22 protein-coding genes and 1 pseudogene are annotated in these 23355 nt (G+C 51.9%); 10 read left to right on the top strand and 13 right to left on the bottom strand.

The annotated features are described in order from the left end of the window. Positions 1 to 193: 193 nt before the first annotated feature. From proB to rpsU, 5 genes and pseudogenes are all read right to left on the bottom strand, one after another. Positions 194 to 1318, bottom strand: a complete 1125-nt coding sequence (gene proB / locus OXI60_01105; protein ID MDE0308417.1) for a glutamate 5-kinase — start codon at positions 1316 to 1318, stop codon at positions 194 to 196. Then, the gene (obgE, locus tag OXI60_01110) at positions 1315 to 2376 is read right to left on the bottom strand and encodes a GTPase ObgE (protein MDE0308418.1); all 1062 of its coding nucleotides are present in this window, start codon (positions 2374 to 2376) and stop codon (positions 1315 to 1317) included. Before obgE ends, proB begins: the two co-directional genes overlap by 4 nt. An 84-nt stretch (positions 2377 to 2460) precedes the next feature. After that, entirely contained in the window at positions 2461 to 2718 is a 258-nt protein-coding gene (rpmA, locus tag OXI60_01115; GenBank protein MDE0308419.1) for a 50S ribosomal protein L27, read from the bottom strand. A gap of 130 nt (positions 2719 to 2848) precedes the next feature. Then, positions 2849 to 3142: pseudogene (rplU, locus tag OXI60_01120) on the bottom strand (50S ribosomal protein L21). A gap of 240 nt (positions 3143 to 3382) precedes the next feature. Beyond that, positions 3383 to 3598, bottom strand: a complete 216-nt coding sequence (gene rpsU, locus OXI60_01125) for a 30S ribosomal protein S21 (protein MDE0308420.1) — start codon at positions 3596 to 3598, stop codon at positions 3383 to 3385. 422 nt (positions 3599 to 4020) lie between these two features. Between rpsU and OXI60_01130 the strand changes: the two genes are divergently transcribed. Then, positions 4021 to 4488 carry an Lrp/AsnC family transcriptional regulator gene (locus OXI60_01130; GenBank protein ID MDE0308421.1) on the top strand — a complete coding sequence of 156 codons (468 nt, stop codon included), beginning with the start codon at positions 4021 to 4023 and terminating at the stop codon, positions 4486 to 4488. Positions 4489 to 4577: 89 nt separating this feature from the next. Next, complete coding sequence (locus OXI60_01135; protein MDE0308422.1) at positions 4578 to 6533, top strand: acetoacetate--CoA ligase; 1956 nt, start codon at positions 4578 to 4580, stop codon at positions 6531 to 6533. A gap of 276 nt (positions 6534 to 6809) precedes the next feature. Here OXI60_01135 and OXI60_01140 read toward each other — a convergent pair whose 3' ends face one another. Both OXI60_01140 and OXI60_01145 read right to left on the bottom strand, forming a co-directional pair. Continuing rightward, complete coding sequence (locus tag OXI60_01140; GenBank protein MDE0308423.1) at positions 6810 to 7370, bottom strand: hypothetical protein; 561 nt, start codon at positions 7368 to 7370, stop codon at positions 6810 to 6812. A gap of 100 nt (positions 7371 to 7470) precedes the next feature. Then, entirely contained in the window at positions 7471 to 7887 is a 417-nt protein-coding gene (locus OXI60_01145; protein MDE0308424.1) for a hypothetical protein, read from the bottom strand. Positions 7888 to 8245: 358 nt separating this feature from the next. On the opposite strand from OXI60_01145, the gene OXI60_01150 reads away from it, so the two are divergent. Further along, complete coding sequence (locus tag OXI60_01150; protein ID MDE0308425.1) at positions 8246 to 10297, top strand: molybdopterin-dependent oxidoreductase; 2052 nt, start codon at positions 8246 to 8248, stop codon at positions 10295 to 10297. Between the two features lie 148 nt (positions 10298 to 10445). On the opposite strand, the gene OXI60_01155 is transcribed toward OXI60_01150, so the two are convergent. From OXI60_01155 to OXI60_01165, 3 genes are all read right to left on the bottom strand, one after another. Next, a complete protein-coding gene (locus tag OXI60_01155) occupies positions 10446 to 11558 on the bottom strand; it encodes a mandelate racemase/muconate lactonizing enzyme family protein (protein MDE0308426.1) in 1113 nt (370 codons plus the stop codon). A gap of 349 nt (positions 11559 to 11907) precedes the next feature. Further along, positions 11908 to 13158, bottom strand: a complete 1251-nt coding sequence (locus OXI60_01160) for a type II toxin-antitoxin system HipA family toxin (protein MDE0308427.1) — start codon at positions 13156 to 13158, stop codon at positions 11908 to 11910. Then, entirely contained in the window at positions 13155 to 13379 is a 225-nt protein-coding gene (locus OXI60_01165; protein MDE0308428.1) for a type II toxin-antitoxin system Y4mF family antitoxin, read from the bottom strand. The genes OXI60_01160 and OXI60_01165 overlap by 4 nt, the downstream gene beginning before the upstream one ends. A gap of 471 nt (positions 13380 to 13850) precedes the next feature. On the opposite strand from OXI60_01165, the gene OXI60_01170 reads away from it, so the two are divergent. Then, positions 13851 to 14558 (top strand): 2Fe-2S iron-sulfur cluster-binding protein, encoded by a 708-nt coding sequence (locus OXI60_01170; protein MDE0308429.1) that lies wholly within the window; start codon positions 13851 to 13853, stop codon positions 14556 to 14558. Between the two features lie 13 nt (positions 14559 to 14571). Here OXI60_01170 and OXI60_01175 read toward each other — a convergent pair whose 3' ends face one another. Next, complete coding sequence (locus OXI60_01175; protein ID MDE0308430.1) at positions 14572 to 15999, bottom strand: FAD-binding oxidoreductase; 1428 nt, start codon at positions 15997 to 15999, stop codon at positions 14572 to 14574. Between the two features lie 200 nt (positions 16000 to 16199). On the opposite strand from OXI60_01175, the gene OXI60_01180 reads away from it, so the two are divergent. The 4 genes from OXI60_01180 (at position 16200) to OXI60_01195 (ending at position 19310) form a co-directional block, all read left to right on the top strand. Then, positions 16200 to 16508, top strand: coding sequence for a hypothetical protein (locus OXI60_01180; protein ID MDE0308431.1), 309 nt, complete (start codon positions 16200 to 16202; stop codon positions 16506 to 16508). 15 nt (positions 16509 to 16523) lie between these two features. After that, entirely contained in the window at positions 16524 to 17714 is a 1191-nt protein-coding gene (locus OXI60_01185; GenBank protein MDE0308432.1) for a thiolase family protein, read from the top strand. Between the two features lie 376 nt (positions 17715 to 18090). Beyond that, positions 18091 to 18516 carry an aminopeptidase P family N-terminal domain-containing protein gene (locus OXI60_01190; GenBank protein ID MDE0308433.1) on the top strand — a complete coding sequence of 142 codons (426 nt, stop codon included), beginning with the start codon at positions 18091 to 18093 and terminating at the stop codon, positions 18514 to 18516. Beyond that, the gene (locus OXI60_01195) at positions 18474 to 19310 is read left to right on the top strand and encodes a M24 family metallopeptidase (protein MDE0308434.1); all 837 of its coding nucleotides are present in this window, start codon (positions 18474 to 18476) and stop codon (positions 19308 to 19310) included. The genes OXI60_01190 and OXI60_01195 overlap by 43 nt, the downstream gene beginning before the upstream one ends. A gap of 162 nt (positions 19311 to 19472) precedes the next feature. Here the strand turns inward: OXI60_01195 and OXI60_01200 are convergent, their stop codons facing one another. Beyond that, positions 19473 to 20255, bottom strand: a complete 783-nt coding sequence (locus OXI60_01200; protein ID MDE0308435.1) for a sulfite exporter TauE/SafE family protein — start codon at positions 20253 to 20255, stop codon at positions 19473 to 19475. A gap of 525 nt (positions 20256 to 20780) precedes the next feature. On the opposite strand from OXI60_01200, the gene OXI60_01205 reads away from it, so the two are divergent. Beyond that, positions 20781 to 21839, top strand: coding sequence for a tetratricopeptide repeat protein (locus OXI60_01205; protein ID MDE0308436.1), 1059 nt, complete (start codon positions 20781 to 20783; stop codon positions 21837 to 21839). A 153-nt stretch (positions 21840 to 21992) separates the two neighbouring features. On the opposite strand, the gene OXI60_01210 is transcribed toward OXI60_01205, so the two are convergent. After that, a complete protein-coding gene (locus OXI60_01210) occupies positions 21993 to 22706 on the bottom strand; it encodes a protocatechuate 3,4-dioxygenase (GenBank protein ID MDE0308437.1) in 714 nt (237 codons plus the stop codon). Between the two features lie 323 nt (positions 22707 to 23029). On the opposite strand from OXI60_01210, the gene OXI60_01215 reads away from it, so the two are divergent. Further along, on the top strand, positions 23030 to 23355 hold a 326-nt coding region (locus OXI60_01215), incomplete at its 3' end, for an ATP-binding protein (protein MDE0308438.1).

The following is a 23355-nucleotide window of genomic DNA, read 5'->3' on the forward strand; positions in this document are numbered from 1 at the left end:
ATTCACGAAAGTCACGTTCCCATCAGAAAACCAAATGAGATATCTGCGAAAATACAAAATATGTCCTTGGCGTTGCGCTGCCGGGCAACGCAACTGAACTCCAAAACTCCCCACAAGGCATTGTTTTTGTGCGAATGTTGAGACTTCTATTGCAGATATTCAGCGAAGGATTGTTGTGACGGGATTGCGGGTGCTACAGCATGATCACCATATTGTCCCGATGAATGAGTTCGTGATCGCGCACATAGCCCAGTATTGATTCTATGCGTCCGGTCCGTCGACCCTTGATGTTGTTCGCCTCATCAGAATCATAGTTGATCAGGCCTCTTGCAATCTCCTTGGACTCGGTGTTTACGCATACGACCAGATCACCCCGCTTGAATTTTCCCTCAACGTGCCGCACGCCCACCGGAAGCAGACTTCGACCCTGGTCCAATAGCGCGCTGACCGCCCCATGATCAAGATGCACTTTGCCAGCGATCCGAAGCCGTCCGGCCAACCACTGCTTGTGCGCGGCAATCCGACCGGTCCTCGATTGCAGCAATGTGCCATTGATCGTATTGGCGTGGATTTTCTGCAATTGGTCAGCCTGCAGGCCCGACGCGATGATCGTCGCCGCACCCGAGCGCGATGCCTTGCGTGCCGCCTCAAGCTTGGTTGTCATGCCGCCGCGGCCATACTTGCTGCTCGGTCCGACTGCCTGGTCCAGAAACTCCTCATCCGACCAGGCCCGCTCAATCAATGATGCTGAAGGATCATTGCGGGGATCTGCCTGAAACAATCCCTGCTGGTCTGTGAGGATGACCAGCAGATCAGCATCGACGATGTTGGTGACCAAACCTGCAAGATTGTCATTGTCGCCGAACTTGATGTCGTCGGTCGCGACCGTGTCATTCTCATTCACAATCGGGATGACGTTCATTTCCAGCAGACTGCGCAAGGTGTTGCGGACATTGAGATAACGTGTGCGGTCGGCCAGGTCGGCGTTGGTAAGCAAGATCTGGGCGGTACGATAGCCATACTTGTCGAATTCAGCCTCATAATTGCGAACCAGGCCCATCTGCCCTACCGCAGCGGCCACCTGCAGCAGGTGGACCTCATGCGGTCGCTCAGTCCATCCCAGACGCTTCATTCCCTCGACGATCGACCCTGAAGACACCAGGACAATTTCCACACCATCGCTTTTCAGTTCTGCGATCTGCTGCGCCCAAGACTGAATCCTCTCCAGATTGATGCCCGACTCGACATTGGTGATCAGTGAGCTTCCGACCTTGACCACCCAGCGCCGCGCCGCACTGGCGTCGAATTGTCCGTTCACGTCAGCATCTCCGTCTCGTCTTCAGAGGCTTGCGACAGCTCCGGATCGACTGGATTGCGCTCCAGCCAGGTCATTGCCTTGCCGGCCAGTTTTCGGCAACCTGTACCGGTCAATGCCGACACTGCCATGGCTTGCCCACCAAAGTCAATGCGGTCCAATACACAACGGATCCTCGACTCAGCCTCATCATCTGCCAGAAGGTCAATCTTATTGAAGACCAGCCATCGCGGTCGCTCCAGCAACTGTGCATCAAACTCACCCAGCTCGGTCTCAATCGTCTGTATATCGTGCATCAGACTGTCGACATCGTCAGATTGTGCGATATCAACAAAATGAAACAGCAACCTCGTATGACTGAGATGCTTGAGAAACTGGATCCCCAGCCCGCTGCCCGCGGACGCTCCTTCGATCAGGCCGGGCACATCTGCGATGGTGTAGCTTCGACCGCGATCCATTGAAACCACACCGAGCGCCGGTTTCAGGGTGGTGAACGGATAAGGCGCGGTCTTGGGGGTGGCGTTCGTAACCTTTCTGATGAATGACGACTTGCCTGCGTTGGGCAACCCGACAAGACCGACATCCGCCAACAGACGCAACTCCAGTCTGAGCAGCCGTGATTCACCGCGTTTTCCGACCGTGGTGTGTCGCGGGGTACGGTTGGTACTGGACTTGAAACAGGCGTTGCCTAAACCGTGTGCACCACCGTGTGCGACTATCATGCTTTGTGCGGACTCAAGCAGTTCACCAATCAGTTCAGTGGTCTCGGCATCGCTGACTACAGTTCCGACAGGGACCGGAATGATCAAATCGTCTCCATCCTTGCCAGTGCAGTCACGCCCGGCACCGGGTCTGCCATTGTGCGCCCGGAACTGCCGCACGAACTGAAAGTCCACCAACGTGTTCAGATGCGGATCCGCGAGCAGATAGACACTGCCACCGACACCGCCATTGCCACCGTCGGGACCGCCTCGCGGTGTGTGTTTCTCGCGTCTGAATGAAAGACATCCAGAACCGCCATTGCCAGCCTCAACCCTGATCTGTGCCTCGTCGACAAACACTGTGACGCTCTCCTGAGAGGATCGAACAACTGAACAATTCCGGAACTGGAACGACCAATGCGGAAACGGCCGTTCAGACTGCCGTCAGGCGGTCAGGACGGTTATCGTCTTCTTGCGCCTGGGGCCCTTGGTTTCAAATTTGACGTGGCCGTCTGCCATCGCAAACAATGTGTAATCCTTGCCCATTCCGACATTCATTCCGGGATGGAAATGGCTGCCGCGCTGGCGTACGATGATATTCCCGGCTCGAACCTGTTCACCACCGTAACGCTTGACGCCCAAGCGTTTTGAATTCGAATCGCGTCCGTTTCGTGAACTGCCGCCCGCTTTCTTGTGTGCCATGGGTTGATTACCTCAGTTTCAAGTATCAATGATCGGAAAGGTCCTGTCAGCTGGATTCCGAATCAGTCTGTTCGTCGACGATCTGTTTCTTCTTCGCCGCTTTCTTCCGCGGTTTGTCGCCGATGCCCACAATCTCAAGCTCCGTATAGTTCTGCCGGTGGCCTTGGGTGCGCCGGTAGTTCTTTCGGCGCTTCATCTTGACAACCTTGATTTTCTTGCCCCGTCCGTGATCGAGCACCTTGGCAAATACCGGAGAATTCTCCACATGAGGGGTCCCGATCAGCGTCTCACCATCCTTCACGACGAGCAACACGTCCTCAAACTGAATATCGTCGCCAATCTGGGCGTCGAGCTGTTCGACCCGAATTTTCTCTCCGGGCTCCACCCGAAGCTGCTTTCCACCGGTTTGAATAATTGCGTACATAGAATCTATTTGCATGTGCGTTCAGGGAACAATTGTGTAACTAGTCGATTGCATTTGCAGATCACCGGATTTGAAATGGCAATGCGTCCATTGTGCGTGCCGCGGCGATCAAAGCCTTCATCAGAAACAAAAAGGCAGAATCATACCCGCACTTTTCGGTTTCGTCAATAAATTCGGCAAATTTTGCTTATGCCCGCAATCAATCATCGATCACTGCCTGACACCAACAGTCCAGACAGACTAATAGGAGCGAGTTCTGTAACCGCGCTCTCTCCTGATGCGTTTTTCCTCCCGCTTCACAGCTGCGGCAGCCTTCCTTTTCCTCGTAGTCGTTGGCTTCTCATAATATTCACGCCTTCTGACTTCGCTGAACACCCCTGCCTTTTCACAGGAACGGCGAAACCTGCGAACGATTATGTCAAACGGTTCGTCACTCTTGACACGGACACTAGGCATCGATCAATTACACCTCCGAAAATGTTGTCGATAGAGAATTTGTGGACGATCAAATCCGAGTTAGACGGCGTATTATATACAAGTCAGATTGCTTGACCCGCTGTTTTTCGAACTCCGCTGCCAGGGAATCCATCACCCTGCTGCAGGCGGCAAAAATCCAGTCAGCAAGCGCCGCTCGCGGTCAATACGCGATCAATCCTGTCAATTCTTGACATTGACGAGGCTTTCGCACCAGAATCGGCGATTGACGCCCCACTGCCGCAAGTCCTCGCCTGACAGGATGGCAAAATAAGCTCGCGTATTAACTGTCTTACTGTTCAAATCAACCACAAATCAGACAGTTTTCGCAAAATTCATTTGCAGATGGCAATTGACGCAGTTATTATTTACTACGAAATAGGATCAAAGAGGATTTTTTTGACATGGACAAAATAGACCTGGAAATTTTAGACTGTATTCAGCATGATGCCAACATGTCGGCAAGTCAGATCGCCGAGTCCGTCAACTTGAGTACCACACCTTGCTGGCGAAGACTGCGTAAACTGGAGCGGGACAAAGTCATACTATCCAAAGTCGGTTTACTGAACCGGGACAAACTGAATCTTGGCGTTGACGTATTCGTCGCCATTCGCACCAACCAGCATAATGCCAACTGGCTCGAAAAATTCGCCAAGGCTGTGATCGAGTTTCCGGAAGTCGTCGAATTCTACCGAATGAGCGGCCAGATCGATTACCTGATGCGGGTCGTGGTACCCGATATTGATGAGTTCGATCAATTCTACAAGCGCCTGATTTCGGTTGCCGACATCCACGATGTCAGTTCCAGTTTCGCGATGGAGAGACTGAAATATACGACCGCACTGCCATTGCACTATGCGCATCACAGCTGAACACAGCCCCTTGAATCTTTCAATCGGCTGCAAGAAGGATCTGTCTGCATCGTTATCAGGCAGAACCTGATCAAATGGGAGATTGAGTCGTGGGCGCGCCGCTGTGGAAGCCAGATGAGCAACGGATCGTCGAGGCGACGATCAACAGATTCGCTGACCATGTCATCGAACGGTGGGGAAGCACATCACGCGACTATGCCGCCCTGCACCAGTGGTCGGTTGATCATCCGGAACAATTCTGGCAGGCGATCTGGGATTTTTGCGATGTCAGGGCATCCAGACCAGCAACCGAAGTTGTGCGCCACCGCGAGCGCATGCCAGGTTCCCGGTGGTTCGCCGATTCACAGCTGAACTTCACAGAAAATCTATTGCGCCGAAACGATGCCGGGCCGGCGATTATATTCCGCGGCGAGGACAACCCGGACCGTGTCATCACCTACGCGCAACTCAGTGGGCAGGTCAATCGCCTGGTCAGGGCTTACCGCGACTTTGGCATCAAACCCGGCGACCGCATCGTCGCATACATGCCCAATATTCCGGAAGCCGTCATTTGCATGCTCGCCGCTGCATCTTGCGGCGCGACCTGGTCATCGTGCTCACCGGACTTTGGCGCCCAGGGAGTGATTGATCGCTTCGGGCAGATCTCTCCCAGAATCCTCATCTCGGTTGACGGCTATACCTATGGCGGCAAGAAATTCGACATCAGCAAAAAGCTCTCGGAAATCGTCGATCACATTCCATCGCTTGAGAAGGTTGTTGTTGTTCCTTACCTTGATAAGCCTGCGAGTCATGACATTGATTGCGCTTCGACGCTAGAGCAGTTTGTTTGGGGACACAGCGCGGAGCCTGTAAGTCACACCCAGCTTCCGTTCAATCATCCGCTCTTCATACTGTTCTCTTCAGGTACGACCGGCGCGCCAAAGTGCATCGTCCACGGAGCCGGCGGGACACTGCTGCAACATCTTAAGGAACACCGACTGCATGTCGATCTGAAACCGGATCAACGACTTTTCTTTTTTACCACTTGCGGATGGATGATGTGGAACTGGCTGGTTTCCGCGTTCGCTTCGGAAGCAACTATCGTGTTATACGAAGGTTCTCCATTTGAACCCGGTGAAAATGCGTTTTTCGACTACATTGCAGACTATTCGATCGATCATTTCGGAGTTTCAGCGAAATACATCGACTTCATTTCGAAAGCAGGCATTCGCCCCAAAGATACGCATGACCTTTCTTCTCTCAAGACCCTGATGTCGACAGGATCACCGTTGATTCCCGAGAGTTTCGATTACGTCTATGAGGCAATCAAGCAAGATGTGTGTCTTTCTTCCATCTCGGGTGGAACCGACCTCATTTCCTGCTTTGTTCTCGGCAATCCAACGCTGCCGGTGAGACGCGGGGAGATTCAGTGCAAAGGGCTCGGCATGGACGTCGCGGTATTTGACGATTCCGGTAACGAGGTGGGACTCGGAACGAAAGGAGAACTGGTCTGCCGCAATTCGTTCCCCTCGATGCCGATTGAATTCTGGAACGACGAAAATGATGAGAAATACCGTTCGGCCTATTTTGAGCGTTTTCCCGGCGTGTGGCATCACGGAGATTATGTTGAGCTGACCGAACATGGCGGCATGATTGTATACGGACGCTCCGATGCGGTCCTTAATCCCAGCGGTGTGCGCATCGGCACCGCGGAAATCTATCGCCAGGCAGAACGTGTCGACGAAGTCATCGAGAGTCTCGTAATCGGGCAGCGATGGGATGGCGACACCAGGGTTGTTCTTTTTGTCCGACTGCGAGATGGCCTCGAACTCGATGAGAACTTGATTTCCAGAATCAAGTCAGTCATACGAAACAACGCATCACCCCGCCACGTTCCGGCCAAAATCCTTCAGGTCGCGGATATTCCCAGAACAAAAAACGGGAAAATTACTGAAGTGGCTGTGCGCAAGATTGTTCACGGTGAGTCAATCGACAATGTCGAGGCGTTGGACAACCCACAGGCACTTGAACTTTATCGAGATCTGCCAGAGCTTCAGACTAAGTGAGGCTTTCAACGCGGTTGCCACCCGGATACAGCTCGACCCTCTGTGAACGGCGTGCTTGTCAACCAACTGCATCCATGGGTTGCCATGCGGCCGCTATTGGGGTTTGGAAATGGCGGTCAGATCATCTGCCGAAAACTACAATCCCGAATTTGGTCATAGAAAAAGTTCAAGCGGGGTAGTTTGAGCCACATCGTTCACAGGTACAGATATCAATTTAGTTTACGCACAATTATCTGTTTTCTAAGTCTCTATCGGTCTACTTAAGCGAAAACCAATTCACCGAATAATTCGGACATGATGTATGAAGGCAATGCTAACGTCAGGAAACACTTCAGATGTCACGATAAGAGCATCATCAAGAGAAAAATCCTCCGTCCAAAATGACTCCTCAATACGATTCTGCATAAGAATCTCGCAAAGTTCTCGTACATTGAGGCTATTGTTGTTCGGATGTAGCAAATCGGGATTTTCGGAACGAACTGTCCCGGGAGGCGACTCTCCTATCCAAGATTCGACCAAGTCTGATATGTAATACCCACTGTAAACTCCTTTCTCGTTTTCCAATTCGGCATCAGTTAACTCGGCGGAATTAGCACCCCAAACTAAAGCGATGTCCCCAAGATTAATTCCAAGCACACGTTCCGGATCAACTCCAAGCACACGTTCCGGATCAACTTCGATCTCGCTATCCCCTTGACTACGGCACAATTGAGAATTTACTATCTGGTCATAATCATACAAAAACTCGGGCCAATAACTGGTAATGTGAGAAGGATCGAATACAAGGTCGCGTGCTACCGCTAACTGGTCAAGCCATGTGACTTCCGTCTCATTCACCGTGACTCTATGAGGACTTTGTGGGGCATCTTGCGAAAAAACACAATTTGACGCAATGAATAGAGCAAATGCGATGGAAGGAATTAGGCGCACGATAAACTTAGGAAAAAACAACTCTATCAAGAGTCCACATTACGAATATCGGAAGCAAGAACGCAGCAAGATAACTTCGTACCGGCCCAGATTTCCTACCTCCGTATGTAACCATAAAGGCAAAGAATATTGAAAGCAAAAGGAAAATTGGAAGTAGCAGAAAATCAAATGCTGTATCTACTTTCGTGTCAATGGTTCCTAAGAAATTAACCGAGAGAAACGTATCTACAAAACCATCTAGGATTTTTTTGGTCTCAAAAACAAAACAGGTTGCGGAACCAAAAAAGGCGCATAGCGCACGTGCCAATCGCGGTAGCTGTTCACTTTTGTCATCAAACCAAACGTCAGTGATTGTGTCAATTAGTCTACCCAGAGCTCGGCTAACTGTCGGATAATTTTTATTTGGATTGTCTTGGGCACTCATTTGAAAAATTTGAACTCAGTCGCAGTAACTGCCTAGAATTTATCCAATTTGCACAATAAATTATATACTACACATCGTGTCGACTTCAGAATTTTGCATCATAAGTGATTGATAATATGATAGACGATGTTTTTTTGGTACTACAAGTTCATCTTCCCGGCAGAGTGTGCGTAAAATTTCTGGCGATTTTGCGAGTTGCCGGATCTATCATTCCAGAAATCGTCGAATCGATTACTGATCACACTCGCCCGAAGAAATTGTGACAAATGCAATCGCTTCGACGCCTTTTGGTGCAAAATGACAGCCGAATTTTGACTATTACCAGAAATCTGACATGCAAACCGGAGTACGTGAAATCGTGAGCACCGCCAAAACGGCCCAAATTCTGGACAGTGTCTGTCCACTCGACTGTCCGGACACCTGCAGTCTGGAAGTGACAGTAGCCAAAGACCGTATCGTAAAAGTGCGAGGATCAAAGGCAAACCCCTATACCGCGGGCGTGATCTGCAACAAGGTCGGACGTTACTACCCGGAAATGGTTCACGGCGGGAAACGGCTTAGAAATCCCCTGATCCGCACCGGCGAACGCAACTCAGGGCAATACAGACGGATATCCTGGGACGATGCACTGGAGCACGTGCATCGCGGATTCTCAAGAGCGATCGATGAGTTCGGGCCCCAGTCGGTGATGCCGCTCAATTATGCCGGCCCTCACGGGGAACTTGCCATAGGCTCCATGGATCGTCGTTTTTTCCACAAGCTCGGCGCCACACTTGTTGATCGGGGCCCGTTGTGCGGTGCCGTAAGAACAACTTCGTATTCCAGCTTGTACGGGGAGGCGCCCGGCATGGCTCCCGAGCACGCCCGTCACTCAGATCTGATTGTCGTGTGGGGCAACAATGCGACTGTATCGAACCTGCATCTGGCAAGGGTCATCAAGTCAGCGCGCGAAAGCGGCGCGAAGGTGATCACAGTCGATCCAAAACGAATTCGAATCGCCGAACAAAGCGACCTTCACATACACATCATGCCAGGAACCGATGTCATATTTGCGATGGCGGTTGCGGCACAGTTGGAAAGACAGGACCAATTGGATCTTGACTTTATCATGGAGTGGACTTTTGGATACGAGCGTTATATGGATCAGGCGCGGCAATACTCGATCGACGACGTCATCCAAATCTGTGGAATCAGCAAGAATCAGTTCGATCAGTTCATCCAGCTATACAGCAATGCGAAAAATATTGCGGTATCGGTTGGAAACGGAATGGAACGCGGTCATAGCGGCGGTTCGGGAATTCGCGCCGCCATGGCACTGCAAGCCTTGACCGGCAATCATGGCCGCATCGGTGCCGGTGTGATAGCGGAACCGGATCTGACTGTCCCTAGAACGACCGATCGACTGCGACGTCCGGACCTGATTCCGTCCGGAACCCGAACCTTCAACATCGTTGATACCTCAGCATTGTTGCTGGACGAAACCCTGGATCCGCCCATCAAGGCATTGATGATCTACAACCACAACCCGGTTGCAACCCATCCGAATCAACAGCAGATGATCGAGGCTTTGGAGCGTCAGGATCTGTTCATTGTCGGATCAGATATTGTCATGACAGACAGCATGGCGTATGCCGATGTCATTCTGCCGGCCGCCAGTCACTTTGAGTATGCGGATATATACGGTGCCTACGGCCAGAATTACGTGCAACGAGCAGCACCCGTCATTCCCCTGGTCGGTGAGGCCTTGCCGAATACAGAAATCTTTCGCCGTCTTGCCGCGAAATTCGATTTCGAAGACGCCATATTCACTGAGAGTGACAGCGAGTTGATGGATTCGGCATTCGACCCGGACGACTCGCGTTTCGAAGGTTCCCGCCCCAGCGAGCTTCCGCTGGACCGGGCAATTGAATTCAACCAGCCTGACGGCGAATTCGCCATCATGTGCGACAATGTCCGACCGGCCACTGCATCTGGAAAGATTGAGCTTTTCTCGGAAGATCTGGAGCAACGATTCGGGTTCGGCGTACCGCGTTATCGTCCGGTTTCGAAAGACTTGCCATTCGTACTGATTTCACCATCGTCCAGCAAGCGGACCAACGCCACGTTTGGTGGCTGTGCGGCCTCCGACGGGATGGAGATCGTGGAGATCAATCCGCAGGATGCTGAAACTCACGCAATAGCCGATGGTGATGTCGTTGAAGTCTTCAATGAGCGCGGGAAGGCAGTACTGAAGATAGTCGTATCGGACAAAACCCGACCCGGTGTGCTTTACTCGCCCAAGGGCACGTGGCGCAATACAAGCCATACAAACATGACTGTGAACGCGTTAATCCCTTCAGACATAAGAGCGGACCTTGTCGGAGGCGCATGTTACAACGAGACCTTTGTAGACCTGAAGCGACAGATGTAGTCGCAGGCGAATTCATCCAGCCGACTGAGCAAGCACGACTTCATTCAGGCCAAATCGAAATCCACATCTGATTTGCCAGATACCTGTCGTTTACCGCACGATGGAAGTTCGGCCGCCCGCGACAAAACCTGAGGCACTATCCATGATCTCAGCGAATGCGAGTGCTATTCAGGATGTCTTCATCCAGTTCAATTCCCAACCCCGGCCGTGTTCCCAGGTCAAGACTTCCATTGCCATCGTGCATTACCGGTCCTGTCAGCATGAAGTCCCTTTCCTCCAACGTCCATTCGGGCGGATCGATTGCATACTCAAGATATGGAGGAGCTCCGGTTCCGGCCGCGAGGTGGGCGTTGGCCAGCAAGCCGATTCCGTTTCCCCAGGTATGCGGACTGAACGTGACACCCAAAGCCTTTGATTGCTTTGCAACGGCAGCCAAGCCGGTGATTCCACCGAAGTACACACAGTCTGTCTGCAACACATCCAGACAGCCTGACGACATCAGATACCGCAGTTCGTAGTACTCCGTATTCATCTCTCCGCTTGCAATCCTCGGCCCATCGGAAATCGAACGAAGTTTCCTCAACCCCTCAAAATCTCCGCGATGCAATGGCTCCTCCAGCCAATACAGATTCAGCTCGCGGGTCTTGTCGATCATCAACCTGGCATCATCATACGTCCACCAGTCACTGGTATCCCATGGCATCCTCCAAGCCTGATTGGCGTCAATCATGATTTCAATCCCGTCACCGAGCGCTTTTCGCACGGCGCGCAAAGCCTCGACATCCTCATCCAGCGCCCGTCGCCCGACCCTGAACTTGATCGCCTTGAATCCCATGTCCCTGATTCGACAGGCCTGCTCCGCGAGTTCGTTCGGCGGGCGAACCGTTCCCGTCGATGCATAGAGCGGAACAACCCCGCTGTCACCGCCAAGCAATTCATAGACGGGTTTGTCTTTCGCTTTGCCATACAGGTCCCAAAGTGCGAGATCAAGCGGCCAGCAACGTGATGCGAAAAGTGAAATGCTGTCGAGTATCCGGTTATGACGGTCAAAGTCAAACGCGTCCTCACCCACGAAAAGATCCTTGTATCGCTCGAATCCGATCATCGCGTCGCCGGACGCGATTCCGACCATTCCGTTGTCTGCCATGACGCGGACGATTGTGGTCTGCCACGTCTTCAATGGCCTGGGGTCCCAGGACGAGGGAAACGGTGGCTTGATTTCCAGCTCGTGGCGTGTGATTTGAATATCCTTGATTAACATACTTCCAAGATGGATTGAAGAAATGACGGTCGAACGTTTCGCCGAATTGTATTAGCATTTGAAATCCGGCGGAATCTTACATTCTAAATCCGTCACGAGTCGATGCTCATAAAGATCATTTGACAGTCGCATTTGAAGATGGCAAGGGGCGCAGAAGCGAAAACTTTGGCATGACTGTGGCGGCGTCAGACCAATGTGCGAATGACAATACAATCAACGCGTCGAGAAGTCACCGAGCGAGACATCCAATCTGCTGTCGGACTGACGTTAAGAACCTGTTGATAATCATACGTGGATTTGACCTTCGCCAGCACGACAATCGCTTAGTCAGGTTCACTCAAATCATTCGTTATCGCTTTACTGCCTGTATCAATCGCGAAGCTCTGCAGTCGATACGAGCACTTAAATCATGGATGACGGGAAACTCTCTAATCGTTGCCGACAAAATGTCTCGGATGTTTTCGGCTAGCTCGCAAATCCGATTTCTAAATCCAGCAACACTAATTCCTGATTTTTTCGACAGTCGTTCAAAATTTCTGGCTCTCAATCGATCAAACTGATTTGCCTTGCCAATCTTCATCGCCATTACTTTGGTAAGCTCATCATAGTAGTCGGTTGACAATACATCATATGCCGGTGCCAATCTGGTCGACATGGAACCTCCTTGTTCTCTAAACAACAAAGAAAAATTCTTTCCATGCGCGTCGTTATTGCCAATAATCAGATTGAAGACTACGAGATTCAGAAAATTCTGGATGTCGATAGCAGGTAAACTGGAAACAGTCTTCAGCATCTCGACACAATCAACTATTCCCGGGCCGCCCTCACTTTGATATTTTCGTTCCGAAGGTATTCCCAACGCTTGGCAGAAATCCTCCTGATGCAAGCGCGTGGGAAAATGCTCAGCGACCTCGAATATTCGATCATAACGCTCTACGAGTATGAATTCGAAGTGTTCGATAGATTTTACGGTGGCGTTGACAGCAGGAATACCTATCGACCTTGCGAGCGATAAGCAGAAGGTTTCATTACTGACGATATTCGGATATTGGGCGATTGCCGGTTTTAGGATATGTGTGCTGGCCGCCCCACCGAGTGGAAGCGAATATCGTCCATTTCGGTCAACATGTATCGCAACCTTTTGCTGTGCACCAGCCAGCGAAATTCGCACCTTTGATTCGCCGGCAAGCAATGGACGTGTCGATAGCCGCTTCAGGATTCCAATTAAGTCCGCATCACCTAACGGTTGATACTCGTAGTCTTGTTCCGAGGGAAGTGTTCCATTAGGCAAAAACGTCAGAGCTCCTGCACATTCACCCCCGATTTTTTCAAGCATCGCAAAATCATTTTGTGCACTGATGCCAAGATTGCGGGCTATGAGTCTGCGGTTATATTCTTCCGGGAGAATACCGGCAAAAAAACCTCTGCATTGCTTTTGTTTGAACTGTTCATTTCCAAGTGGCAACGATGTTGATATGGCAAAATTATGTTCATCATTCAACCACTGTGCGGAGTACTCAAAAGTAACCTGCCCGGACTTCTTCTGTGTGAGATACCCAACCAGTTTGTTGGAAAAAAATACGTCTAGAATGCGGCTCATTCAATATCCACAGTTGGTGGTGGAATCAGCTGAATTTCAATTCCAAGCAGCTGAACAACGTTAAGTACTTTGGCCAACTCACATGTTGGTTTGCCATTTTCCAAATCAACAATAAATCTTTTCCCGGTGCCACAAACGACAGCCAGGTCACCCTGCGTAAGACGTTGTAACTTTCGCGTTTCTCGAACAAGCAAACCAATGGAAATTGTTGTATGTTTCATTTCGAATTTAAGGTTACCGTACGGTATTATTGTTATAGACATAGATAATATTAGATGATATATTACCGTACAGTAAATATCAACGTAATTATCGATATGATGTCAATAATTTTCCCGCTCGGTAAATTATTCTAACCAATGAACAGGCTTGGGTAGTGCCCTCAAGGCAACGCGCTCGAGCCTCCGGATCAGGTTCGCCACGCTGGATCGCCGATTGAGGCGGTATTCGAGTTCCGCTAGGCAGCGTCACGCAATTCTCGGGTCAAATGAGTAATCGGTGTTGCCTAAGTTCGTTTCGGACTACCCGGCACCGTATTGGCATCCTTGCCCGATAGACTGTATCTGAGAACAGATTGTCAAACGTTTTGCCAAATTGGATTATCATCTGAATCCCGGCGGAATTTCGACACTCTAAATCCGTCGACAGGCGACGCAAACTTCAATCAGTTCCAACCCACAAACCAGATTCTCATGAACCAACAGATGCTTGATGTGGAAATCTGGCGCGGCGGCATGTCGGGTCATTACAATTCGTATCAGGTGCCAATTCAGGCCCGTCAGACGATACTCGACATCGTGACCTACGTTCAGCGCGAACTCGACAGCACGCTGTCTTACCGCTTCTCCTGTCGGGTCGGAATGTGCGGCACCTGTGCAATGACCGTCAACGGCGTGCCCCGGTGGACCTGCCGTACCCAGACTTCAGTGATCAGCAGCCGTTCAGGAATCAGGATCGCACCCTTGAGGAACTTTCCTGTCATCAAGGACCTGGTTGTAGACATGAACGACTTTTTCGAGAAGTGGGATCGGGGAATGGGCGCTTCGGATCAGGAATACTCTGATTCCGGGCAATTCGCCCAAGTCCGCCCCGACAGCGCGCAACGCAAGGCAGTTGACCAAGCCATCGAATGTATCGGCTGCGGAGTGTGTCACGCCGCTTGTGACGTGGTCGGATGGAATCCGCAATACCTCGGGCCTGCGGCGCTGAACCGCACTTGGTCACTCGCCAATGACGAGCGACAGCAGAATCGAAAAGCCCTCTTGCAGTGGTCGGCAACCGAGTCCGGCTGCCTGTCGTGCCATACAACGAGATCTTGTACCACCTGCTGCCCGAAAGAACTTGACCCTTCGGGATCCATCGCCGGACTCAAGCAGCAGATCGTTCGGTCACTGATCTGAATTCGTCCGAAAGTCAGGACGGAAGCACTTTTCCCGGATTCATGATATTGTCGGGATCCAACGCCAGCTTGATTGAGTTCATCATGTTCAGTTCGACGGTGGACTTATACCGCGTCATATCCCGTAGTTTCAAAAGACCGATGCCATGTTCGGCACTGAACGATCCGCCAAGACTGTCCGCAATCTCGTGCACTGCGTCACAGACCGCATTCCATTGATCGAAAAATTCATTGCCATCCATGTTTGGCGGCTGGCTGAGATTGAAGTGGATATTGCCATCGCCTATATGCCCGTATGCAAAACATCGCACGTCTGGAATCATTGACTCTACGCTCGCAGTAGCCCGGTCGATGAACTGTGCAATATTGGACAAAGGCACACTGACATCATTCTTGATACTCTTGCCCTCATAGTTCTGACATTCCACGATCGCTTCTCTCAACCGCCACATCTGCATCGATTGCCGCTCACTTTGGGCCACCACGGCATCCAGGATGACCCCATCGTCCAATGCGCGTTCAAGAAAGCGCTCGCTCAGTTGCTGGCTGACCCCGTCTTCGGTACTGTCCCCGAGTTCCACAAGGACATACCAGGGGTAAACCTGTCCGGGGAAGAAGTCGCTGCAATCCGGAATCTGCCTGAAAGCGGATTCGACACACACTGTGGACATCAGTTCGAACGAGGACACGAAATTAGAAGTCTCCTTACGCGTTCTGGAAAAAAGTTCCAAGGCATCCGGAACCGATTCGATCGCTATCATCACCGTAGCACGATTGGTCGGTCGCGGAAACAGTTTCAGAACTGCCGCCGTAATGATGCCAAGTGTGCCTTCCGCTCCGATAAAGATGTTCTTGAGGTCATAACCTGTATTGTTCTTTCGAAGTGAGTTCATTCCGTTCCAGACGCTGCCATCCGGCAGCACCACTTCGAGACCCAGAACCAGATCCCGGGCATTTCCATAGCGCAGCACATTGACGCCGCCGGCATTCGTTGACAGATTGCCTCCAATCTGACATGACCCTTCGGCACCGAGACTCAATGGCAGAAACATATCATGTTCGATTGCCACCGACTGAAGATCAGCCAGTATGCAGCCGGACTCAACCTCCATTGTGTATCCGGTCTCATCAACGCCGCGAACCCGATTCATTCTCTGAAGATTGATAATCACCGATTCCGCATCTGCGACCGCGCCGCCGCATACACCGGTATTGCCGCCTTGAGGAACGATCGGCCGATTGCGTTCGCGGCACAATCGGACAATCGCACTGACTTCGTCAACATCGGCTGGCAAAACCACACACATGGTCTCACTGTCAAAGCGGCCGCGCCGCTCCTTAAGGTAGGGAGCTGTCGACTCACTTGCGGTGAGTACGTTCGCTGCTCGCACAATCGATGCGAGTTCCTGCTGAATTGCTGTATTTTGATTGCACGTTGCCATTTCAGATTGGTGTGGTCCGGGGTAGTGAAGTCCTCAGCTGCCATGCTCCGGGACTTAGCCTATTTTGTGTCGGGGCTTGTGTGTGCTATATATTTGTGATGCGTACAGAAGTCCAGGATTCGGACATAGTTATAGCAAACAAAGGAGGAGAAGTGATGAGACTGAACCTCCTGTCGACAATTATTGTATCGAGTCTTTAGATGGTTCTTGCAAGTGTAGGTTATCGTACACCTGTACTCAGGATGCGCAGTCAGTGGACGGAAAAATCATCGGGTGGTCAGCCCGATCCGGTGGCAGGCGATCAGATCCGGAAAGCCGTCAATGGAGAGGTCAATGTCAAGATTTTTCCGGGGAGAAACCCTGGCAAGGACAAGGAGAATCCCAGTCTGCTTCACAGTAGCGCAATTGAACTTGTGGTGAAGCCGGCGGTACTTTCCCGCCGAACTGCCATTTGTCACAGCGCCAGATTCAATTCCAATAGTCATATCAGAATTTGCCAAGAAGATTAGTGCGGGTTCACCGCGATGGATAAAAGCCTTCGACCTTTCATAACCGGAGCATCCATGATTCCGTTTCGGCGCTATCGGGATGGCTCGACGTTTCGGGACTGGATTCGACTCGTCGGCCAAGACGCACTGAAACAGGCACAGCTCGAAAGGTCCCAGGTTGACTCGGTCATCGTAGCCAGTGAGAGCGACATGCTGTCCCTGCAAGTCAGTCCGGCGGCACTGGTCACGGATGAACTGGGACTGCTGGGGGCAGCCGCAGTTCATGTCGAGGCCGGTGGAGCGAGCGGTGCGGCCGCATTGCGCGAGGGATACATCCAGATCTGTTCAGGCCTTGCCGAAAATGTCCTGGTCATCGGTTACGATCAGACTGCAAGTCGACTGTCGCGAGCAGGCGTGCAAAGAGTCTACAGCCTTTCGTTTGATGCCGACATCGAAGGTTGGAGCGGAATCAGTACGGCAAATCTGTATGCCCTCTCGTTCAAGCTCTATTGCCGGGAACTCAACGCCAATTCACGACAGGCTGCGCTGGTGTCGGTAAAAAATCATGGGAACGCAATGTACAACCCGTTTGCACACAAACCTATGGACATCACAGTGGATGATGTTCTTCAATCCGATGTCATCAGCGACCCATATCGCCTTCTGGACTGTTCGGTGATCAGCGATGGTGCGGCGGCAGTCGTCCTTTCAGCCGAAAATGGCGGTGCTGGCCGTCGGCATTCAATACGGATCACAGGGAGCGGTTGCAGTACCGATTCGGTACGACTTGGGGATCGCAGTGCGGCACATATGTTTTCGGCGAAGTCACAAGCCGCTCGGCAGGCTTATTCACAAGCGGGGGTTACGGACCCTGGCAGGGAGATTGATGTTGCTGAGGTGTATGACGCGTTCAGTGGCGCGGAACTTCAAGGCATCGAAGCGCTCGGACTGTGTCCGTCAGGTCGAGCGGGTCCGGAAATGGAAGCGGGAAGATTTTCTTCCGACGGAGCGTTGCCGGTTAACCTGTCAGGCGGCCTGATCGGACAGGGCGGAGCGCCCGGTGCGACCGGAATTGCTCAGGCGGTGAACGTCTATCGCTTGCTCTGCGGCACTTTTGAACCGCAACTTCAGCCCGCACGAAAACTTCGTCGAGGACTGACTGACGCTCATTCCGGTGTTTGTACAGTCGGCATTGTCCACGTGATCGAGTCAGTGCCGCCACAGTGACCCGTCGGTGAAAGTTTTCGACCATTCACTGACTGAATCGTTGTTGCGACCAGGGTCCAGATTGCTGTCTTTCAAACTGGCAGGCGAAGTTCATTTGGTTCCCTCAGGCCGGTCAAATCCTTGACCCAGGAGTCTGTCACGATACTGTGTCCGGCAATGCGGTCCGAGTTGCGAGGTGGTCGATTTTCCGCATTGAAAATTGAGTTCAATCGGGTTTGCGAACAGTTAAAATATCGCGGAATTTTGCCCGCGGGGTCGTCGCTTGGATTCCACGGCAGGTGTAATTTGCGTGTCGCATCAACGTATGCCTCCGACTGAGTCTCCAAGGTCGGCTTCCGCTTATTGGTGCTGACAGTCATTGGGAGGAATCACGCACATGAATGACAAACCAGCTCGCCAGCACGGTGCGATGGAGTTCACTCAGCCTCCGGTCGACCTCGACCGGGTTCGTCTTTATCGACTCGACCGGGTTCGACAGCAGTTAAGGGATCGGGACCTGGCCGGCGCACTTTTGTTTGATCCGGTCAATATCCGCTATGCGACCGACACAACGAACATGCAGATATTCTGCTCGCGCTATGATGCACGCAGTGTCTTTGTGGCGACGGAGGGCCCCGTTGTCCTGTGGGACTTCGGGGATTGGCCTCATATAACACAAGAACTTCCAACAATCGATGATTACCGCGTGATGCCGCCATTTTTTTCTTTTGGGGTGGTGGAAGCTGCCATGACAATGCCCGTCAGTTCGCCCGCGAGGTGTTGGACGTCGTCGCATCGAGTGCCGGCGACAACCGCAGGATAGCCGTTGACCGCTGTGGCCTGACAGCATCGGGTGCATTGCAGCACGCGGGGCTGGAAATGGTCGAAGGCCAGGGGCTGATGGAAGTTGCCCGGTCGGTGAAGTCAACCCAGGAGATCGCTCTTTTGCAACACTCCATCAATGTCGGTGAAATTGCGATTGCGCAAATGCGCCGATTGATGGAACCGGGTATCACTGAAAACGCACTGTGGTCAAAACTGCACGAAACCAACATTGCCATGGGCGGCGAGTGGATCGAAACCCGACTTCTGGCGTCTGGCGCTCGAACCAATCCGTGGTTCCATGAATGCTCCATGAAGCCGATCGAAAAAGGTGAGATGGTGTCTTTCGACACTGACATGATCGGACCTTACGGTTACATCTGCGACATGTCGAGATCCTGGATTTGCGGCGAGGTCAGGCCGAAGCCGAATCAGGCGCGTCTGTACCAGCTTGCCAACGAACAGATTCACTTCAACATTGATCTGTTGCGGCCTGGCTTGAGTTTCCATGAGTTCGCGCAGATGGCCTGGCCGCTTCCGGATGAGTTCAAGAGGCATCGGTATGGCGTCACTGCTCATGGGGTAGGCCTTACCGATGAGTACCCGGCAATCAAGTACATCTTCGATTTCGATGAGCATGAGATTGATGGCATTTTTGAGGTTGGAATGGCCCTCAGTATCGAATCATTCATCGGCTCTGCTCATGGCGGAGAAGGCGTGAAACTCGAAGAGCAGGTCGTGATCACGGACACCGGATGCAGGAAACTGTCCTCATATCCAATTGAGGACTGGTGATCCTTGCGACTCGATAATCTGTTGCGGTCATTCAGGCTCGGATTGCGCTGGAACATGACAGGCTGAACGTCTGCGACGGGCAATGCTCCGATGGCCACAAGATCCGACATGAGCTTGTAAATTCGGACGACTGCCGCAAGTTCAGGCAGATTTCCCTGATGTTCAGCCACCGATTGCCGAGTTCGCACCATATTGCCAGGCGCGCCACATCATGCTGATCCCCGACAGAATCAGCACACCCAGAACCAGGCGGTAGAATACAGTCTCCTCGACATGCTTTCTCACCGCGCGGCCCGCAGCGAGGCCAACAACCAATGGAATCACAGCCAGCGCAGACAAGATCGCGAGTTTTCGGTCCATCACCCCGACGAAAATCAGCATGGCAACCCATGGCACCACTGCACCGATATACAAGAAACTGATCGTGTTGACGAAGCGGTTCTTCTCCAAAGTGGACAGGGACACCAGGTAGAGAATCAGCATCGGACCGAACAGGGACGACAGCCCTCCAACCACGCCTGCGGTGCCGCAGAATACCGCGCCGGCAGGTTTTTCCAGCCTTGCCGGTATCGTGATCTTGCGCGGTGATCCCTGCAAGATGGTAAAGGCGATCACCAGAATTCCAACCAGCAACAGCAGCGTTTTTTCATCAGTGCCGGAAAGTATCTTGACCCCCGCCCAGGTGCCGACAACCAGCGCGACAAACGCCGGCCAGAACCGTGTGACTGTTTCCACCGGCTTTTCGGCATCGTAAACCTGCCACACATTCGCAACAACGACCGGAAAGGCCATCATTACAATCGTGTGATGAACCGGCAGTACAAGTGCCATCATCGGAACCGTCAGAAGTGGGGTGCCGATGCCCAGAACACCCTTGATGAATCCCCCGCAAGCCATCGCGAATGCACACCACGCCACTACCCAGGGGGCCAATTCAAAAATCATGTTTGTTCGAATAAGTCAGTTTGACCAGTCGGTAAGAGCAGACTGTTATATCAATTGAACTGTCCAGTCGCATTGAAATATGAATGGCCGGCGCGGCTTGGCTGTACTCAGTGCGCATGGTTGCAGCCACACGGCTCACCCAGCGCAAACTTGGTCGGTCAATTGAAGACTGTAGCGCCAGGACAGGTCGGTTTGCGCAGTCTCAACAGCAAGCCAACCCCCAATTGCTGGAATCTGCTTTTCTTAATTGGTCTTTACTCACCAAAGTTAACGCGTGATTCGACCAACGAATTTGCTTGGCAGTCGCGTAAGGACTGCCAGCGTTCGGGCAGACGCGCGTCTGCATTGACTGAACAGCATGACAGGTATAGAATTGCGTGCAAATGTGTCCACTGTCCAATCGGTTTAGTCCTGGACGACATACCCTCTGCGATGAAACGAAGTCACTACAAAATTCAGTTGCCTGCGCTGATCCTCAAAATGTTTTGGGTAGGTATGATCGTTACGGTCGCAGTCACTCACCCAATGGAATCAATTGGGCAGGACTCATCGCCGAAGCAGGATATTTGGACACTGAAAGAAGCTGCCAGAAACGGTTCGGCTGATGCACAACTCAATCTCGGCATCCTATATCACTTGGGCAAGGGTGTTTCGTCTAATCACGCCGAAGCCATCAGCTGGTATCAACTGGCCGCCGAACAGGGATTAGCCCAGGCACAGCTCAATCTCGGATTCCTGTATCGTAACGGTGAGGGCATTGAGCCGGATCATGCCGAAGCCGCCCACTGGTACCGGCTGGCCGCCGAACAGGGATTGGCCCAGGCACAGCTCAATCTTGGCATCCTGTATCGTAAGGGTGAGGGTGTTCCACAGGACGATACCGAGGCGGACAGATTGTATCGACTGGCCGCCGAACAGGGGTTGGCCCAGGCACAGTACTATCTCGGCCTCATGTATCACTTGGGCGAACGTGTTCCCATAGACCACTCAGAGGCGATCGCATGGTACCGGCTGGCCGCCGAACAGGGGGCAGCCGATGCACAGCTGAATCTTGGCTATTTGCTTCATCGAGGTAAGGACGTTCCGCTGGATCAAGCTGAAGCTGCGCGATGGTATCGACTGGCTGCCGAACAGGGGTTGTCGCAGGCGCAGTTCAATCTCGGAACGCTGTATCGCAATGGCGACGGGTTGCGGCAAAGTCATTCTGAGGCGGCCAAGTGGTATGATTTAGCGGCTGAACAGGGTTCATCACAGGCACAACTCAATCTGGGGTTCCTATATCGCACAGGCAAGGGTGTCCGACAAGACTATGCTGAGGCAGCGAGATTGTATCGACTGGCCGCCGAACAGGGTTCAGGCGATGCGCAGCTAAGACTCGGGGAACTGTATCACTTTGGGAAAGGTGTTCCCCAAAGTGATGTTGAAGCGTATGCCTGGATTGACATCGGAACCACGCAGACCGGCAGTGAGGAAGGAATCGAATTCCTGAAGACAGTGTCGGAATCCATGTCAAGTTCCGATCTGGAACATGCCAAAAGATTATCCAAGCAATACTGGGAAGCTTACGTAAGCGACGGCAATTGAATCCGATTGATTATCCAGTCTTTCGGCACCCGATAAGTTCATGCTCTATAGAAACTGGAGAGTCAGTGTCTGCGATCACGGTGATGTGTTTTCAGTTTGAATCGGGGGCAATCGACCCGTGACCCCAACAGCTCAGATTAAACTGCGTCGGACCTAAGCCACAACCACCGTGTAATTCGGTATGACTGTATCGGACTGTTCGGGCGATGCAGGATATCGCGCTGTAACCAACGCTCGCCGATCTTCTGGAATGCGCCGGTAAAGAAAATCAGATGCATTTCCCGCTTCACCCTCGACAAAAAACTGGGTGGTCACAGTGCGCGAGCCGGGTGGTGTTATCTTTGCGTGAATATGGGGTGTTCGGCCGCTGTATCTGACCGGTCGAATGGTGCGAAAGCGAAACTCTCCTCGCGCCGAGGTTCCTGTCGCGCCGTATCCCTGAAATTCCGGTTCCGAAACATCACCCCTGTCCGCGGGATGTTTATAGGCGCCAAAGGCATCGCACTGCCAGATTTCCACCTTGGCGCCGGATATGGGCTCACCGTTAACGTTCACTACCTGACCGGTCAGATGAACAATGGTTCCCGTCGCGGGTCGAGACTTCCCATCAACCCAGATCAGGTCGGCATCTGAGTCAACAGGAAAATTGACAGGATAGAACGGCCCTTCCGACTGCCGCGGAGTCAATTTCATTACCGCCATCGCTGCCGATGCCGGAGTCAACAGGATGAGCCCCGCCGCCTTGATCCATGTTCTGCGTGCAAAAGGCATGGTTTTAGGATGCGACAATTGGAATTGAATGCTTGGGTCGAATCTGAAAAGCCACTTTTTTGCCAATAGTGACTCGAATATTGGTAGTGTAACCATCCCGACTCCGGATGTCTACTGAATTCACAGGTGGAGGCTGTCGCAAAATCACAGCCAGGGAGATATCTGCGCAAAAGCGCCAAAATTCTGACCTGGAAATCCACGTTGAATTCTCTCAAATGTCGCACAATTGGATAATCAGGAGCGGGAAGAAAATGATGCACAAGGACAAATAAGTGAAAACGGTTAGCATTTGCCAGTTTCAGAAATTGCCTGACCCCGAATCAAGTGAATTGGAAATATGCAGGAGAATTAGATAATATGATTCATTTGATAATTGGAATAATTCAGTACAGTTCATAGTGGAGCGATTGTTTGTGTCTGTGAGTGACAGTGAAATTCGAAAGCGGCTTCGATTAGGTGAAGATCATTACTGGGAATTCAAACAATTCGAGTTCAAAAACGGTAAACCTGCGCATCTAAAACGTAACGATTTAGCGGATGAATTAATTGCTTTTGCCAACGCGAAAGGCGGCAACCTGCTTTGTGGTGTGACAGATGACAGTCAAATTCAAGGCATGACGAAACCTCAACTGCGCGCGGTTGACGATCTATTGGGTGAGGTGAGTACTGATTCAATTGAACCCGCGCTACGAATATTAAGGTTATTGATAGTCGTGCAACGGCTATCTGTAACCATGTTGAACGA

It is taken from the genome of Acidiferrobacterales bacterium (genome assembly GCA_028820695.1).
In the GTDB taxonomy this organism is placed as follows: domain Bacteria; phylum Pseudomonadota; class Gammaproteobacteria; order Arenicellales; family JAJDZL01; genus JAJDZL01.